We start from the raw sequence: 13,930 nt of genomic DNA, 5'->3' as shown, positions 1-13,930 counted from the left end.
GCGCCGAACACCCCACCGTGAAGGCACGTGAGCCCGAGGCGCGACCCGGGACCCGGACGGGCGGGCGTCCCGTCGGCCCGGCGACCGAGGAGGACCTCGTCGTCGCCCTCGCCGCGGGCGACCGCGCCGCGCTGGCCGGGCTCTACGACCGCTACGGACGCCGGGCCTGGGCGCTGGCCCGCCGGATCTGTGCCGACGACGACCACGCCCAGGACGCCGTGCAGGAGGCCTTCCTCGCCGTCTGGAAGGGCGCCGCGCGGTTCGACCCCGCCCGCGGCCGCGTCGGGACCTGGGTGATGACCCTGGTCCACCACAAGGCCGTCGACCTGGTCCGCCGCGAGGACGGCCCGCGCAGGCGCACCACCGCGCTCGACGACCAGCAGCCCGACCTCCCGTCGGTGCCCGCCGCGGAGGGCGCGGCCCTGGCCGCCGTGACCGCCACCGCCGTCCGACGCGCGCTCGACACACTCCCCGAGGAGCAGCGCCACGCCCTCGCGCTCGCCTACTTCGGCGGGTACACCCAGCGCGAGGTCGCCTCGCTCACCGACAGCCCGCTCGGCACCGTGAAGTCGCGGATGTTCGCCGGGCTCGCGCGGCTGCGCGCCTCCCTCGGCCCGTCCTTCGCCCCCGCCTTCGACGAGGGGGTCGGCCGATGACCGCGCCGCCCTGCCCGATGGGCCGCGAGCTGGTCGGGTACGCGCTGCACGCGCTGGAGCCCGCCGAGGAGATCGTGCTGGCGCGACACCTGCGGACCTGCCGCGAGTGCACCGCCGCGCTGCCCGGCTACGAGGCCGTGCTCGCGGACCTCGGCGGGGCCGTACTCGCCGACGGCCCGCCGGCCCAGCTGCGCCGCCGCATCCTGGAGGGTGCCTCGGCGCGCGCGGAGGCACCCGTTCCGGCGCGGGCGCTGCGGGTCCTCCCGCCCCCCGCAGCCGACCCGGCGCCGCCGACCGTCGCGCCACGAGCCGAGCCCGCCCCCGGCCGCCGACCGCACCGGCGGAGGTTCGGGGTCCTGCTCGCCGCCGCGTGCGCGATCGCGGTCGGCGGGCTGGCGGGGCAGGCGGTCGGCTCGACCGGCACCGGCCTCGACACGACGCTGTCCGCGCTGGAGACCGCAGGCAGCGTCCACTCGACCCTGCACGACGGCACGGGGGCGCCCGTCGCCGCGGTGGTCGCGTCGACGGAGTCGGTGCAGGTCGTGGTCGCGGGCATGCCCGCCAACGACCCGACCCGCTCGGTCTACGTGCTGTGGGGCATCGGGGCCGGGGCCCCCCAGCCCCTGGGCACCTTCGACGCCGGCTCCGGAGGCACCCGCGTGGTCACCCTCGCGGCGGGCGGGCCGGGGGTGCTGTCCTACGCCGTGTCGCTCGAGCCGGGCCGCACCGCCCCCGCCGTCCCCGGCACGGTCGTCGCCACCGGTGGGCTCGCCTGACCTCTCCGGAAAACGAACCGGAACGGGGTCCGGAATCGAATACCGGACATGAGCCCGCAGCCTCGCCCCTCCCGATTCCTCGGCGCCGGGATCGGAATCCTGTCGGTGGCCGCCGCGGTCGCCGTCGGACATCTGGTCGCCGCATTCACCGGACCCGGTTCGTCGCCTTTCCTGGCGGTCGGGGACACGGTGATCCGCTTTTCCCCGCAGTTCCTCACCGAGTTCGCGAAGACGACCTTCGGCACCGCCGACAAACCGGTGCTGCTCGGCGGCATGGCCGTGGTCATCCTGGCCGCGGCGGTCGTGGCGGGCCTGGCCGGGCGGCGCCGGGTGGGACGGGGGGTCACCGTCGTCGTGGCACTCGGGCTGCTGGGCCTCGCCACGGTGGTCACCGCGCCCACGTTCCGGGCGCTCGACCTCGTCGCCCCGCTGGTCTCCCTCGTCGTGGGGCCCGCCGTGTTCCTCGGGCTGCACCGGCTCGCCCGGCGCTCCTCGGACGTCGAGCCGCACGGGCTCAGCAGGCGGGCGGCCCTCCTCGGCGGCATGGCGGCCGTCGCCGTCGTCGCGGTGGCCTCCGGGGTCGGCGGGCTGCCGGCAGGCAGCGGGCTGGCCGAGTCCCGGGCCCGGATGACCGACCGCCTGGCGCGCGCCCGGCTCGCCGAGCGCGCCCCCGCGATCCCGGCGGGTGCGGACTTCGCCGAGCTCGGCACTCCCCCGTTCCTCACCTCGAACGCCGACTTCTACCGGATCGACGTGGCGCTGCGGGTGCCCGAGCTGCGTGCCGAGGACTGGTCGCTGCGGATCCACGGAATGGTCGACCGCGAGGTCACGCTGACCGTCGACGACCTGCTCGCCCGCCCGCTCGTCGAGCGGACCGTGACGATGACCTGTGTGTCCAACCCGATCGGCGGGGACCTCGTCTCCACCGCGACCTTCACCGGCATCGACCTGCGGGACCTGCTCCGCGAGGTCGGCGTCCGACCGGGGGCGGAGCAGATCTTCGCCACGAGCGTCGACGGCTGGACGGCGGGCACGCCCACCGACGTGGTCATGGAGCCCGCCCGCGGCGCCATGCTCGCGCTCGGGATGAACGGCGAGGCGCTGCCGCCCGAGCACGGCTACCCCGTGCGGATGCTGGTCCCCGGCCTGTACGGCTTCGTCTCCGCGACCAAGTGGCTGGTCGATCTCGAGCTGACCACCTTCGACGCGCGGCGGGCCTACTGGCTCGAACGCGGCTGGGCGCAGCGGGCGCCGATCAAGACCCAGTCCCGGATCGACTTCCCCCGCGGGTTCCAGACCGTCCCGCCCGGCCGGGTCCGCTGCGCGGGCATCGCGTGGTCGCAACCCGTGGGCGTCGGCGGGGTGGAGGTCCGGATGGACGGCGGACCCTGGCGCCCGGCGACGCTCACCACCGAGGTGAGCGGACGCACCTGGCGCATGTGGACGGTCGACTTCGACCTGGCGCCCGGCAGCCACACCGTCCAGGTGCGCGCGACCGACGCGAACGGCGCCGTGCAGACCGAACAACGAACCGACCCCATTCCCGACGGCGCCTCCGGCCAGCCCGCAACGATCTTCACGGTCGGGTGACACCGGCAAGATTCCCAGATTCCTCCGAACCGTTCCGCGAGCCGTTCCGAACAACAGTCGAAGGGGCCGGGAGATCCGGACCTGAAATCTTCTTCGAGGAGCACCCAGAATGCGCAAGCCCTTCCGCCTCGCCGCCGCCGCGTCGATCGCCGCCCTGACCGTCACCCTGGCCGCCTGTGGGTCCTCCGAGTCCGCGGCCCCGGCCGCCGCCCCGTCGGCCGCCCCGATGTCGGCCCCCATGTCGGCCCCGATGGCGGCGGGTGGCGACGGCGTCACCACCAACGCGGACGTCTTCGGACCGGCCTGCTCCAAGCTGCCCCAGGGCCAGGAGCCCGGCTCGCTGAACGCGATGGGCCCGCAGCCGGTCGCCACCGCGGCGAGCACCAACCCGCTGCTGACCACGCTGGTCACGGCCGTCGGCAAGGTCCCCGGCCTGGCGGACACGCTGAACCAGCAGAAGGCGATCACCGTCTTCGCTCCCTACAACGACGCGTTCGCGGCCGTCCAGCAGAAGGTCGGCGACCAGGCCTTCAACAGCCTGCTCGCCAACCAGCAGCAGCTCGGCGGGCTGCTCAGCTACCACGTCGTCCCGAAGCGCTACGACGCCGCGGGCCTCGTGGCGGCGGGCAAGACCACCGAGCTCGCGGGTGGCGACCTGACCATCGGCGGCACCGCCGACGCCCCGACCGTCACCGACGGCCAGGGCAACACCGCGAACATCCTGTGCGGCAACATCCCGACCTCGAACGCGACCGTCTTCGTGATCGACAAGGTCCTCATGCCGAAGGCCTGAGCATGATCGGAGCGAACCGGTCGCCCGGTTCGCCTCGAACGCCCTGACGTGGCGCCCGGTGGGGATCTCGACGGACCCACCGGGCGCTTCGCCGTCCGGTGCTCGAGGGGGATCGCCGACGGCGGTCGGTCCCGGCGTGCCCCCGCCGGGACCGGCTCTCCCCGTCAGGCGCGGCGCATCCCCGCCACCACCTCGCGGAGCGGGCGCGGGACCACCCCGCGCGCGGCGTCGACCCGGCGGGCCTTGCGGCGGGTCACCACGATCCCGACGAGGGCGAACGCCCACACCGGGTACTGCACCAGCCAGGCCACCCGGAAGGCGTCCTCGGTGAAGCCGCCCATCGCCGTCAGCACCCCGCCCATCACGGTCAGCACCAGCACCGACGCGCTGTAGCCCGCGATGTTGACCATCCCCTGGGCCACCGCCAGGTTGCCGCCGGGATTGGTGGTGCGGGCGATGTCGAAGCCCACCACCGAGGCGGGACCCCCGACCGCCAGCACGACGACGAGCACCACGAGCAGCCAGGTCGGCGCGGGCGCGGGCACCAGCAGCACCGCCGTCCAGGTCGCCGCGGTGAGCCCGATGACGCCGAGCAGGATCCACGAGCGCCGCATCGGGTGCCTGCCGGTGACCATCCCCACCAGCGGCCCCACGACGACGGACGCGACCACCAGCAGCGTCATCAGGGTCCCCGCGACCAGCGGGTCCAGCCCCTGCCCCGACACCAGGTACGGCACACCCCACAGCAGCGAGAACGTCATCATCGAGAACTGCGTGCCGAGGTGGCCGAAGAAGCCCAGCCGGGTCCCCGGCCGCCTCCACACCGCCGCGACCTGGCGCAGCATCTCGCGCGGGGGCACCGGCGCCGGCGCCCGCCAGCCGATCGGTCCGTTGCGCACCAGCACGGCCGCCGCGACCGCGGACAGCACGCTCGCCGCCGCGGCCACCCCGAAGGCCGTGGTCCAGCCCGCGGCGTGCAGCAGCAGGAGCAGCGGCAGCGTCGAGAGGATCTGGCCGAGCTGGCCGAGGATCGTCGTCACCTGCGTGACGACCGGGACCCGCCGAGCCGGGAACCACCGCGCGACGAGCACCAGGGCCGAGGAGAAGGCCACCGCGTCCCCGGCGCCGACCAGCACCCGGGCGGTGAGGGCGAGCGGCAGCACCGTGGCGAGCGCCAGGAGCGCCTGCCCCGCCCCCAGCAGCAGACCGCCGACGAGGAGCATCCGCCGGGAGCCGAACCGGTCGACCAGCATGCCCGCGGGGATCTGCCCGGCCGCGTAGACCGAGATCTGGAGGAAGACGAACAGCGCGAGGGTCCCCGGATCGATGCCGAACCGCGCGGCCGCGTCCAGCCCCGACGCGCCGAGCGAGGTGCGCTGGGTGACCCCCAGCAGGTACACGACGACGGCGGTGCCCCACACCACCCACACGCCGGGCGCTGTGCCTGCGCCGGTGGATGTCCCGTGCTCGTCCGGCGCGGCGGTCCGCATCGCTGTCCTGCCCCCTCGGTGTCGGTCGGGCCAGTATGGCAACCGGTTGCCATCGGTTTCCAGCGGTGTGCTGGAATGCCGCCATGGATCACACCGACGGTCCGCGCCCGCGGGCCGTGACGATCTACGACGTGGCCCGCGAGGCCGGCGTCGCCACCTCCACCGCCTCCCGGGCCCTGTCCAACCCGGGCCGGGTGAGCGAACGGACCCGGGCGCACGTCGTCGCGGTCGCCGAGCGGCTGGGGTACGTGCCGAACCGGATCGCCCAGGCGCTGCCCTCCGGCCGGACGGGTCTGTTCGCGCTGGTCATCCCGGACATCACCAACCCGCACCACGTCGGGTTGATCCGGGGCGCGGAGGCGCAGGCCGCCGCCGCGGGGCACAGCCTGGTGTTGGCCGACAGCCAGGAGGACGCCGCCGTCGAGCTCGCCCACCTGCGCAGGCTCGCCTCGTTCGTCGACGGCTTCCTCCTGGTCTCCCCCCGCGCCCCGGCGGACGAGCTGGCCGCGCTGCTCCACCGGCACCCGGCCGCGGTGTTCAACCGGCCGCTGGCCGGGCTGCCCGGCGTGGTCACCGACATCGACGCGGCGAGCGCCCAGGTCGTGCGCCACCTCGCCGAGCGGGGCCACCGGCGGATCGCCTACCTGCGCGGGCCCGACACCTCCTGGGCGGACGGCGAGCGCCACCGCACCCTGGCCGCCCACGCCGCCGAGCACGGTCTGGAGTTCGCCGCGACCGGCCACCACCCCGCCGTGCTCGACTCCGGCGCCCCCGCCGCCGAGGCGGGCCTCGCCACCGGCGCCACCGCCCTCATCGCCTTCAACGACCTGATCGCGATCGGCGTGCTCCAACACCTGGAGCGCCTCGGCATCGACGTCCCCGGGCGGGTCGCCGTGGTCGGCGCGGACGACGTCTTCGGCGCCTCCTTCTGCCACCCCCCGCTCACGACGGTGACCAGTCCCGCCGAGTTGGCGGGCCGGGCACTCGTCGACCTGGTCACGGGCACGGCGCCGGACGACCCCGTTCTTCCTTCCGAGCTCGTGGTTCGGGGTTCCACCGGTCCGGCTCGGTGACCCCCGCTCGGACTGGTCGGTGGGGATGTCATTCGGGGGCTCGCACTTCGAGTTGACAGACCACGCCCTCCGGGGGGCCTCGCTCCCACTCACCAGTCATCCCGGCGAGCCCACCACTCGCCGAATCTTCCCCTGTTTCGCTGGTAGCCACCATCGCCGAAATCGAGGCCCGCGGACTCGCCACTGAGCGCGGTTATCAGAACATCGCCGACCTGTTGCAGGCCGTGCAACGGATCACCTCCGCCGCCGCGAAGCCCGGGTGCGGGTGGCGCGGAAGGTCACTGCGGAGCGCACCCTGCAGGGCCAGGAGCTGCCCGCCCCGATGCCGTCGACCAGCGAGGCGTTGGCGTCGGCGGAGATCTCCTTCGACCACGCCCAGGTCATCGAACGCACCCTCGCCGCCCCGGCCTCGCCGCGCCCGACCTCACCGCGCCCGACCTCACCGCGCCCCGCCTCCGACCTCACCGCCTCCGCTCTCCGGTACCGCGACTCCAGACCACGGGTGCAGATCTCGCAGGCCTGCGCAGACCCGGGGCCGCCACCCCCGGAGCGAGGCCGCCGGAGGGCGCAGTTCCCCCGCAGGGGCGCCCTACTCCCGACGATCCGGGAACGGCTGGGTAGCCCGGTGGCGACCCCGGGTGCCGGGTCTCGTCTCGGTGCTAGCGGCCTCGCCAGACCGGAGGGCGCTTCTCGGCGAAGGCGGTGGCGCCCTCGCGGGCGTCCTCGGAGGTCATCACCGGCCCGCTGATCTCGCGCTGGCGCGACCACCGCTCGTCCGCGGGCCAGCCGCGCGACTCGGCCACGATCTTCTTGCTCGCCCGGACCGCGAGCGGGCCGTTCGCCGCGATCCGGGCTGCCAGGTCCAGGGCCGTCGACAGCGCCTCGCCGGTCGGGACGAGCCGGTTGACCAGGCCGAACTCGGCCATCCGGGCCGCGGGGACGTGCTCGCCGAGCAGCGCCAGCTCCATCGCGACGTGGTAGGGGACCCGCTCCGGCAGCCGCAGCAGCCCGCCCGCGGCGGCCACCAGACCCCGCTTCACCTCCGGGATCCCGAAGCTCGCCCCCTCCCCCGCCACGACGAGGTCGCACGCGAGCACGAGCTCGCAACCTCCCGCCAACGCGTACCCCTCGACGGCCGCGATCAGCGGCTTCTCCGGCCCGCGCTCGGTGAGCCCGCCGAACCCCCGACCCGGCACGACCGGGGACTCGCCCCGTACGAACGCCTTGAGGTCCATCCCCGAGCAGAAGGTGCCGCCCGCACCCGTCAGGATCCCCACGCGCAGCTCGGGATCCCCGTCCAGCCGGTCCATCGCGGCGGCCATCCGCTCGGCCAGGTCGGCGTTCACCGCGTTGCGGGCCCGCGGCCGGTCCAGGGTCACCAGCAGCACCCCCTCGACCGGGACCTCGACCCGCACCGGTTCCTGCACACTCTCGTCCACGCCACTCCCCTTCGACCGAACCGGTCGACAGCTTCCCCGCCCGCGCGAGCACGCGCGACCCGACACCCCGCGAACGGTCAGGCGATCTCGGCGACCGCGCGGACCGGGGACCCGTCGCCCGCGAGAGCGAGGGGGTGGAAGGCGAGCGTCGCGCGGTGACCCAGCAGCCGCTCGACGCCGCGCAGGTTCTCCACGATCACCCCGCCCGCGCCCAGTACGATCTCGTGCACCGCGAGCGACCCGCGGGGATCCGGGCTCAGGGTGTCCACCGCCAGTGCCCGGATCCCGGCGTCGACGACGGCGCGGGCGGCGTCGTCGGTCAGCCACGGAGGCTCGAGGTACTCCGGCGTGCCGAACCGGGCCGACCAACCCGTGCACACCACCAGCACGACGCCGGGACGCAGCTCCCCCAGGTCCGCCGGGCCGATCTCGCGCGAACCGCGGAGGTCCACCACCGCCGCCTCGCCGCGGAACAGCTCCAGGTCGAGGTCGAGGTCGAGGTCGAGGTCGGCGAGCGTGGCGCCGCCGGGTGGCTTTGGAGGTCTCCACCAGCACCGTTTGTAGGTCAGTGCTGACACCACCCGGACCAGGAGGGCACCCTAGTGTTGGTGGGAGTTGACACCACCCTGGCGGGCGCGCAAGCGGAGCGAGTCCGAGCAGGTTGAGCGGAGGTGGGCGTATGTCGGCGACGAAGCTCCTGGTACTCGGAATCGTGCACCTCTCCGGCGGCGCGCATGGCTACCAGGTGCGGTCCGAACTGCAGAGCTGGGGTGCGGAGATTTGGGCCAAGGTCAAGCCCGGCTCGATTTATCACGCGCTGAAAAAGGCGGCGGCTGATGGCCTCCTCACCGAACACGCCGAGCCGGGCAACTCCGGGCCGGAGCGCGTTTTGTACCGCGCGACAGCTCGGGGACGTGACGAGATGGTCGAACTGGTCCGCGACGGTCTGCGGCGCACCCATGACCCCACCATGCTCGACGCGGCCATCGCCATGTTGCCCATGCTGACCAGGACAGATGCCATCGCGCACGTTAACGAGCGGGTCGCGCGCCTGGAAGCGGAGCTCGTAGGGCAGGCCAAGGGGTGGGAGAACCCGAACCCCGACATTCCCGAACACGTCCGCGATCAGGCCGAACTGTGGGCGGGACACGCACGCACCGAACTGGAGTGGGCGAAGAACCTGAGCAAACGACTGTCTGAGGGCGCCTACACCATGGCCGATGATCCGGGTTCGTGGCGAACGGTCCACGATCCCCTCAAGATGCGCTTCTAATCAACCTTGACTAGACGTTCCTCCTCGTGTAGTACTGACCAAGTAGTCAAACTTGACTAGCTCAACCAATCCGTTCGCAACACCGAGAGAAGGACTCGAACCCATGGGAAAGCTCGCGATCGAGACGAGAGGGTTGAAGAAGAGCTTCGGCAAGACCCACGCGGTCGCCGGTGTGGATCTGGCCGTGAGCGCCGGTGGCGTGTACGGCGTGCTCGGCCCGAACGGGGCGGGCAAGACCACCACGATCCGCATGCTCGCCACGCTCCTGCGCCCCGACGCCGGAGAGGCGCAAGTGCTCGGCTACGACGTCGTGCGTGATGCGCGTTCGGTACGGACCCGGGTGAGCCTTACCGGGCAGTTCGCGTCGGTCGATGAGGATCTCACCGGGGTGGAGAACCTGTTGCTGCTCGCCAGGCTGCTCGGCTACTCGCGCCCGCGGGGCAGGCGGCGAGCGGCCGACCTGGTCGACGCGTTTGGCCTCGCCAATGCCGCCGACCGGCAGGTGAAGAAGTACTCCGGCGGGATGCGCCGGCGCATCGACATCGCAGCGAGCCTGGTCGTCCCCCCGGAACTGATCTTCCTCGACGAGCCGACCACCGGGCTCGACCCGCGCAGCAGGAACCAGGTGTGGGAGATCGTCAGGGGTTTGGTCGCCGAAGGCACGACCGTGTTGTTGACCACGCAGTACCTCGACGAGGCCGACCAGCTGGCCGACCGCATCGCGGTGATCGACCACGGGAAGGTCATCGCCGAGGGCTCCAGCGGCCAGCTCAAGGCATCGGTCGGCGCCGGCTCGCTGCACGTACGCCTCCGTAGTCCCGAGCAGCGGGCCGAGGCCGAGCGGATCCTCGCCGCCGCTCTCGACGTGCCGGCCGAGCCGTCCGCCGACCCGGTCGCGCTGTCCGCGCGGATCTCCGACCCCGAGCGGGTTGCCCGCGCCCTGGCCGAGCTATCCCGCGGCGGCATCGACGTCACCGAGTTCGCGCTCGGTCAGCCGAGCCTGGACGAGGTGTTTCTCGCCCTGACCGGTCACCCGTCCGAGGAGACACCCAAGGAGGATGCCGCATGAATGCCACGTCCGCGGAGCAGGCGTCGCCGCCGGTCACCGAGGACGCGCTGCGCGGTGTGCTCTTGGCCGGTGAGCGCCCGCCCCGACCCGGTCCGGTGAGCACCTCGTTGACATTCGGCTGGCGCGCCCTCCTGAAGATCAAGCACGTCCCCGAGCAACTCGTCGACGTGACCATGTTCCCGATCATGTTCACGTTGATGTTCACCTACCTGTTCGGTGGCGCGCTCGCCGGGTCGACGCAGGAATACCTGCAGTTCCTATTGCCGGGCATCCTGGTGCAGGCGAACGTCATGATCACCATGAACACTGGTATTACGCTGAACACCGACATTCAGAAAGGCGTTTTCGACAGGTTCAGGTCGCTCCCGGTGTGGCGACCGTCCCCGCTGGTCGGCGCCCTGCTCGGCGATCTGGTGCGCTACTCGATCGGGTCGGCGATCGTCATCATGCTCGGCCTGGTCCTAGGGTTCCGGCCGGAGGGTGGCGCCGTCGGCGTGGTGCTGTCGGTCGCGCTGCTGCTGGTGTTCTCGTTCTGCCTGTCGTGGCTGTGGACGATGCTCAGCCTGATCCTGCGCACGCCGAACTCGGTGGCGGGAGTCAGCATGATGGTGATGTTCCCACTGACGTTCGTGAGCAACATCTTCGTGGACCCGAAGACGATGCCCGGGTGGATGCAGGCGGTCATCGAGGTCAACCCGATCACCCACCTGGCGACCGTGGTACGCGGCCTGATGCACGGCTCGGTGCCCGCCGGGGAAATCGGCTGGGTGCTCGTCTCGTCCGTACTTCTCGTCGCGGTCTTCGGTCCCATCACCATGGTCCTCTACCGCAAGAAGAAGTAGATCCCGCTACCGCGAGCACTTGGTCGACATCAACTCCGACAACCCGGCCCACTCGGCCAACGCCATCACCGGTACCAGGCCAGGCCCGGACACGACAAGGAGAGACGCATGAGCACCATCCCCAAGAACAACTCGGAAACCGTTGCGCACACGCCCGGGCGGGCGAGCAGCATCGGGGTCTGGATTCTGCAAGTCGTGCTGGCGGCGATAATCGGCGGCGGCGGAATCTCGAAGCTCGCCGGCGACCCGGTCATGGTGGACATGTTCGCCGACATCGGGGCTGGCCAGTGGCTCCGGTACCTGGTCGGAGCGCTGGAGGTCGCGGGAGGGGTTGGACTTCTGATCCCGGCTCTGGCGGGCCTGGCCAGTCTCGGGTTGGCGGCATTGCTGACCGGTGCTGTCATCACCGATCAGTTCGTGCTCGAGCAGAGCCCTTGGCTGCCGCTCGCCTTTCTCGTCGTGGCGGCCGTGATCGCAAGGGCGCGGTGGTCGCGCACCGAGGCCGTCGTCGGCACGCTGCTCAGGCGCTGAGACAAACCTCTCGAACGGCGATGTGAGATGAACGAGATGGCCTTTCGCGTGACATCAAACGATGGCACCACCATCGCCTACGACCGGAAGGGAAGCGGCCCGGCTGTCGTCCTGGTAGGCGGCGCACAGGACGACGGAGCCGAGAACGCTCCCTTGATACCTGCTCTCGCCGAGCACTTCACGGTTTACAACTATGCCCGTCGGGGACGCGGCGCGAGCGGCTTCACCGAGCCCTACGCCGTGGAAAGGGAGATCGAGGACCTGGATGCGTTGATCGCGGAGGCGGGCGGCTCGGCACACCTGTTCGGGGCGTCCTCTGGTGGCGCGCTGGCGCTGGAAGCCGCCGCGGCCGGGTCAGCCATCGACACGATCGCCGTGTGGGAGGTGCCCTACGCGGTCGGGGACGACATACGCCCGCGATTCGAGGAGTACATCGCGGACACCCGACGCGCCTTCGACGCCGGGCGAGACGAGGAGGTTCTCGAACTGTTCATGCGCATGACCGGCGCCTCCGACGACAACATCGCGGCCAGGAAAGCGGTAGGCAAGCAGACGGCGCATTGGGCGGATTCGGTCGCCCTCGCGCCCACGCTGGTCCACGACAGTGTCTTCCTCAACCGCTACCAATTGCCGGCCGATCGACTGGCAACGGTCACCCAACCGGTCCTGGTCACCACCGGAGGACCGATCACGGTCCCCTACATGGCAGGCCTGCCCTCGGACTTCTTCGACCGCGCGGCCGACGAGCTCGCAGACCTCCTACCCCACGCTCAACGGGAGACCCTCGAGGGGCCGGATCACGTCGTCGACCCACAGACCGTCGGCCCGCTGTTGCTACGGTTCTTCAGCAGCGAACGCTGAGGGGCCCGCGAGGTGCTGCAGGAAGACCGATTAGGCACCGCACAAGCAGATCTTCGTCGCGCCAGGGACACGGGGCGGACAGGTGGTGTCGAGGTTGATGTCGTCGGCGGCATCACAGGCCTGATCCTGGGCGTGCTCGTCACCACGCAAGGCCGGGCCGTCGTACTGACCTGGGCGCGCGCGTCGATCGACTGCTTGACGAACATGACGGGGCCGGGGTGGTGTCGTACTGGATGGTCCGCGAGTACGTCGCCACCCGACGCCGTGAGATTCGCGTCGAGGTCGGACGGGAACCTGCCAACGCGTTCATCCCGCAAGAGCACCTCCCGGGCCGCGAGGCCGAGGTTGACTTCGGCGACGTCGTCATCCGCCTGCGCGGCGAGCTCGTAACCTGCGCGCTGTTCAGCCTTCGGCTCTCCTACTCGGCCGTGCACAGGGTCAGTGCCTCTGCTGGGCAGGAAGCCTTCTTCGAGGGTCACGTCCGCCTTCAACGTGCTCGGCGGGGTGCCGACACTCGACCGCCGCGGCGCGGAACGGATAGACCTGCATGCCGGGGACGAGCGGATGGATCAGGTCGAGCAGCGGCATCCGCTAACGATCGTCCACGACCCGTCGGGCCTTGAACGTGGTCTCCGGCAACGTGCCCGGCGCCTGCAGCAGCACCGGCACCCGGATGCCGAGCACCCGCTTCAGCGCCTCCTCGACGGGGATCCGCAGCGCCTGGTCGCCCTCGGCCTCCACGGTCAGCTCGTCCAGCGCGCCGCGCCGCGTCACCCGCATCCGGAACTCCGGCCCCAACCCCGGCACCGCCCGCAACGCCGTCTCGACCGCGCTCGGGTAGATGTTCGCGCCGCGGATGACGAGCATGTCGTCCAACCTGCCGAGCACCCCCTCCGGCAGCCGCGGATACGTTCTGCCACAAGGGCAGGGGTCGGTGGCGAGGTAGCTCTCGTCCCCCGGCGCGAACCGGATCATCGGCTGGGAGTCCCGCCAGAGGTGCGTGTAGACGACCGCACCCCGCACCCCCACCGGGATCGGCGCGTTGAGGTCCTCGGCCGAGACCACCTCGATGAGCACCTCGTCCGTGTAGAGGTGGGTGCCGGTGCCGTGCTCGCAGCCCACGCTCGTCTGGAACGAGTCCATCTCCGACGTCGAGCCCGCGTCGGCGACGGTGGCGCCCCACCCGTCGGCGATGATCCGCGCGGTCCCGGGCAGGGAGCCCCCGGGCTCGCCACCGACCAGCAGGTGCCGGACGGTCGACGCGGGCAGGTCCACGCCGAGCTGCTCGGCGACGGACAGCAGGTGGATGCAGTACGAGGGGGTCGCGCTGAACACCGTGCTCCCGAGCCGGGTGATCGGCTCCAGGTGCTTCTTCGACTCGGTGATGCCCAGGGGGAACAGGGTCGCCCCGATCCGCTCCGCCCCCTGCGCCCCAACCACCGAAGAACAGCCCGAACGGGAACCCGACCTGCACGATGTCGTCCGGCCGCACGCCGGCGCACCACTGCGCCATCGCGTGCACCTCACCCGCCCGCTC

General features: G+C 71.9%; 16 protein-coding genes. 10 read left to right on the top strand and 6 right to left on the bottom strand.

The window, feature by feature from the left end:
- Nucleotides 1–17 precede the first annotated feature (17 nt).
- The 4 genes from ABD993_RS29400 (at nt 18) to ABD993_RS29385 (ending at nt 3,815) form a co-directional block, all read left to right on the top strand.
- Nucleotides 18–656, top strand: a complete 639-nt coding sequence (locus tag ABD993_RS29400; protein WP_345425688.1) for an RNA polymerase sigma factor — start codon at nt 18–20, stop codon at nt 654–656.
- Nucleotides 653–1,432 carry an anti-sigma factor gene (locus ABD993_RS29395; RefSeq protein WP_345425685.1) on the top strand — a complete coding sequence of 260 codons (780 nt, stop codon included), beginning with the start codon at nt 653–655 and terminating at the stop codon, nt 1,430–1,432. Before ABD993_RS29400 ends, ABD993_RS29395 begins: the two co-directional genes overlap by 4 nt.
- Before the next feature lie 48 nt (nt 1,433–1,480).
- Nucleotides 1,481–3,022 (top strand): molybdopterin-dependent oxidoreductase, encoded by a 1,542-nt coding sequence (locus ABD993_RS29390; protein ID WP_345425683.1) that lies wholly within the window; start codon nt 1,481–1,483, stop codon nt 3,020–3,022.
- Between the two features lie 109 nt (nt 3,023–3,131).
- A complete protein-coding gene (locus ABD993_RS29385) occupies nt 3,132–3,815 on the top strand; it encodes a fasciclin domain-containing protein (protein WP_345425680.1) in 684 nt (227 codons plus the stop codon).
- Nucleotides 3,816–3,979: 164 nt separating this feature from the next.
- On the opposite strand, the gene ABD993_RS29380 is transcribed toward ABD993_RS29385, so the two are convergent.
- Nucleotides 3,980–5,305, bottom strand: a complete 1,326-nt coding sequence (locus ABD993_RS29380) for an MFS transporter (protein WP_345425677.1) — start codon at nt 5,303–5,305, stop codon at nt 3,980–3,982.
- Nucleotides 5,306–5,388: 83 nt separating this feature from the next.
- Here ABD993_RS29380 and ABD993_RS29375 point away from each other — a divergent pair, with 83 nt between their 5' ends.
- Nucleotides 5,389–6,378, top strand: a complete 990-nt coding sequence (locus ABD993_RS29375) for a LacI family DNA-binding transcriptional regulator (protein WP_345425674.1) — start codon at nt 5,389–5,391, stop codon at nt 6,376–6,378.
- A gap of 234 nt (nt 6,379–6,612) precedes the next feature.
- Here ABD993_RS29375 and ABD993_RS29370 read toward each other — a convergent pair whose 3' ends face one another.
- From ABD993_RS29370 to ABD993_RS29360, 3 genes are all read right to left on the bottom strand, one after another.
- Nucleotides 6,613–6,762: a hypothetical protein gene (locus ABD993_RS29370; RefSeq protein WP_345425671.1), complete on the bottom strand. Its 150-nt coding sequence runs from the start codon at nt 6,760–6,762 to the stop codon at nt 6,613–6,615.
- A gap of 275 nt (nt 6,763–7,037) precedes the next feature.
- Nucleotides 7,038–7,817 carry a crotonase/enoyl-CoA hydratase family protein gene (locus ABD993_RS29365; RefSeq protein WP_345425668.1) on the bottom strand — a complete coding sequence of 260 codons (780 nt, stop codon included), beginning with the start codon at nt 7,815–7,817 and terminating at the stop codon, nt 7,038–7,040.
- Nucleotides 7,818–7,894: 77 nt separating this feature from the next.
- Entirely contained in the window at nt 7,895–8,395 is a 501-nt protein-coding gene (locus ABD993_RS29360; protein ID WP_345425665.1) for a cyclase family protein, read from the bottom strand.
- A gap of 101 nt (nt 8,396–8,496) precedes the next feature.
- Between ABD993_RS29360 and ABD993_RS29355 the strand changes: the two genes are divergently transcribed.
- From ABD993_RS29355 to ABD993_RS29335, 5 genes are all read left to right on the top strand, one after another.
- A complete protein-coding gene (locus tag ABD993_RS29355) occupies nt 8,497–9,090 on the top strand; it encodes a PadR family transcriptional regulator (protein WP_345425662.1) in 594 nt (197 codons plus the stop codon).
- Nucleotides 9,091–9,193: 103 nt separating this feature from the next.
- Nucleotides 9,194–10,159 (top strand): ATP-binding cassette domain-containing protein, encoded by a 966-nt coding sequence (locus tag ABD993_RS29350; protein WP_345425659.1) that lies wholly within the window; start codon nt 9,194–9,196, stop codon nt 10,157–10,159.
- Complete coding sequence (locus tag ABD993_RS29345) at nt 10,156–11,001, top strand: ABC transporter permease (RefSeq protein ID WP_345425656.1); 846 nt, start codon at nt 10,156–10,158, stop codon at nt 10,999–11,001. The genes ABD993_RS29350 and ABD993_RS29345 overlap by 4 nt, the downstream gene beginning before the upstream one ends.
- A gap of 108 nt (nt 11,002–11,109) precedes the next feature.
- The gene (locus tag ABD993_RS29340) at nt 11,110–11,532 is read left to right on the top strand and encodes a DoxX family protein (protein WP_142099959.1); all 423 of its coding nucleotides are present in this window, start codon (nt 11,110–11,112) and stop codon (nt 11,530–11,532) included.
- A 27-nt stretch (nt 11,533–11,559) separates the two neighbouring features.
- Complete coding sequence (locus tag ABD993_RS29335) at nt 11,560–12,393, top strand: alpha/beta fold hydrolase (protein WP_345425648.1); 834 nt, start codon at nt 11,560–11,562, stop codon at nt 12,391–12,393.
- A 438-nt stretch (nt 12,394–12,831) separates the two neighbouring features.
- Here the strand turns inward: ABD993_RS29335 and ABD993_RS29330 are convergent, their stop codons facing one another.
- Nucleotides 12,832–12,981, bottom strand: coding sequence for a hypothetical protein (locus ABD993_RS29330; RefSeq protein WP_345425645.1), 150 nt, complete (start codon nt 12,979–12,981; stop codon nt 12,832–12,834).
- Nucleotides 12,982–12,984: 3 nt separating this feature from the next.
- Entirely contained in the window at nt 12,985–13,833 is an 849-nt protein-coding gene (locus ABD993_RS29325; RefSeq protein ID WP_345425643.1) for a phenylacetate--CoA ligase family protein, read from the bottom strand.
- Between the last annotated feature and the right edge of the window lie 97 nt (nt 13,834–13,930).

This window comes from Pseudonocardia xishanensis (genome assembly GCF_039541715.1).
Classification (GTDB): Bacteria; Actinomycetota; Actinomycetes; order Mycobacteriales; family Pseudonocardiaceae; genus Pseudonocardia; species Pseudonocardia xishanensis.
This window is presented reverse-complemented; position numbering and strand designations above follow the sequence as displayed.

What these genes read in the sequence shown, in the direction of transcription:
- ABD993_RS29350 (WP_345425659.1), top strand. Translation starts at nt 9,194, where the DNA reads ATGGGAAAGCTCGCGATCGAGACGAGAGGGTTGAAGAAGAGCTTCGGC.
- ABD993_RS29340 (WP_142099959.1), top strand. Translation starts at nt 11,110, where the DNA reads ATGAGCACCATCCCCAAGAACAACTCGGAAACCGTTGCGCACACGCCC.
- ABD993_RS29385 (WP_345425680.1), top strand. Translation starts at nt 3,132, where the DNA reads ATGCGCAAGCCCTTCCGCCTCGCCGCCGCCGCGTCGATCGCCGCCCTG.
- ABD993_RS29355 (WP_345425662.1), top strand. Translation starts at nt 8,497, where the DNA reads ATGTCGGCGACGAAGCTCCTGGTACTCGGAATCGTGCACCTCTCCGGC.
- ABD993_RS29335 (WP_345425648.1), top strand. Translation starts at nt 11,560, where the DNA reads ATGAACGAGATGGCCTTTCGCGTGACATCAAACGATGGCACCACCATC.
- ABD993_RS29380 (WP_345425677.1), bottom strand. Translation starts at nt 5,305, where the DNA reads ATGCGGACCGCCGCGCCGGACGAGCACGGGACATCCACCGGCGCAGGC.
- ABD993_RS29330 (WP_345425645.1), bottom strand. Translation starts at nt 12,981, where the DNA reads ATGCCGCTGCTCGACCTGATCCATCCGCTCGTCCCCGGCATGCAGGTC.
- ABD993_RS29345 (WP_345425656.1), top strand. Translation starts at nt 10,156, where the DNA reads ATGAATGCCACGTCCGCGGAGCAGGCGTCGCCGCCGGTCACCGAGGAC.
- ABD993_RS29390 (WP_345425683.1), top strand. Translation starts at nt 1,481, where the DNA reads ATGAGCCCGCAGCCTCGCCCCTCCCGATTCCTCGGCGCCGGGATCGGA.
- ABD993_RS29375 (WP_345425674.1), top strand. Translation starts at nt 5,389, where the DNA reads ATGGATCACACCGACGGTCCGCGCCCGCGGGCCGTGACGATCTACGAC.
- ABD993_RS29370 (WP_345425671.1), bottom strand. Translation starts at nt 6,762, where the DNA reads ATGACCTGGGCGTGGTCGAAGGAGATCTCCGCCGACGCCAACGCCTCG.
- ABD993_RS29395 (WP_345425685.1), top strand. Translation starts at nt 653, where the DNA reads ATGACCGCGCCGCCCTGCCCGATGGGCCGCGAGCTGGTCGGGTACGCG.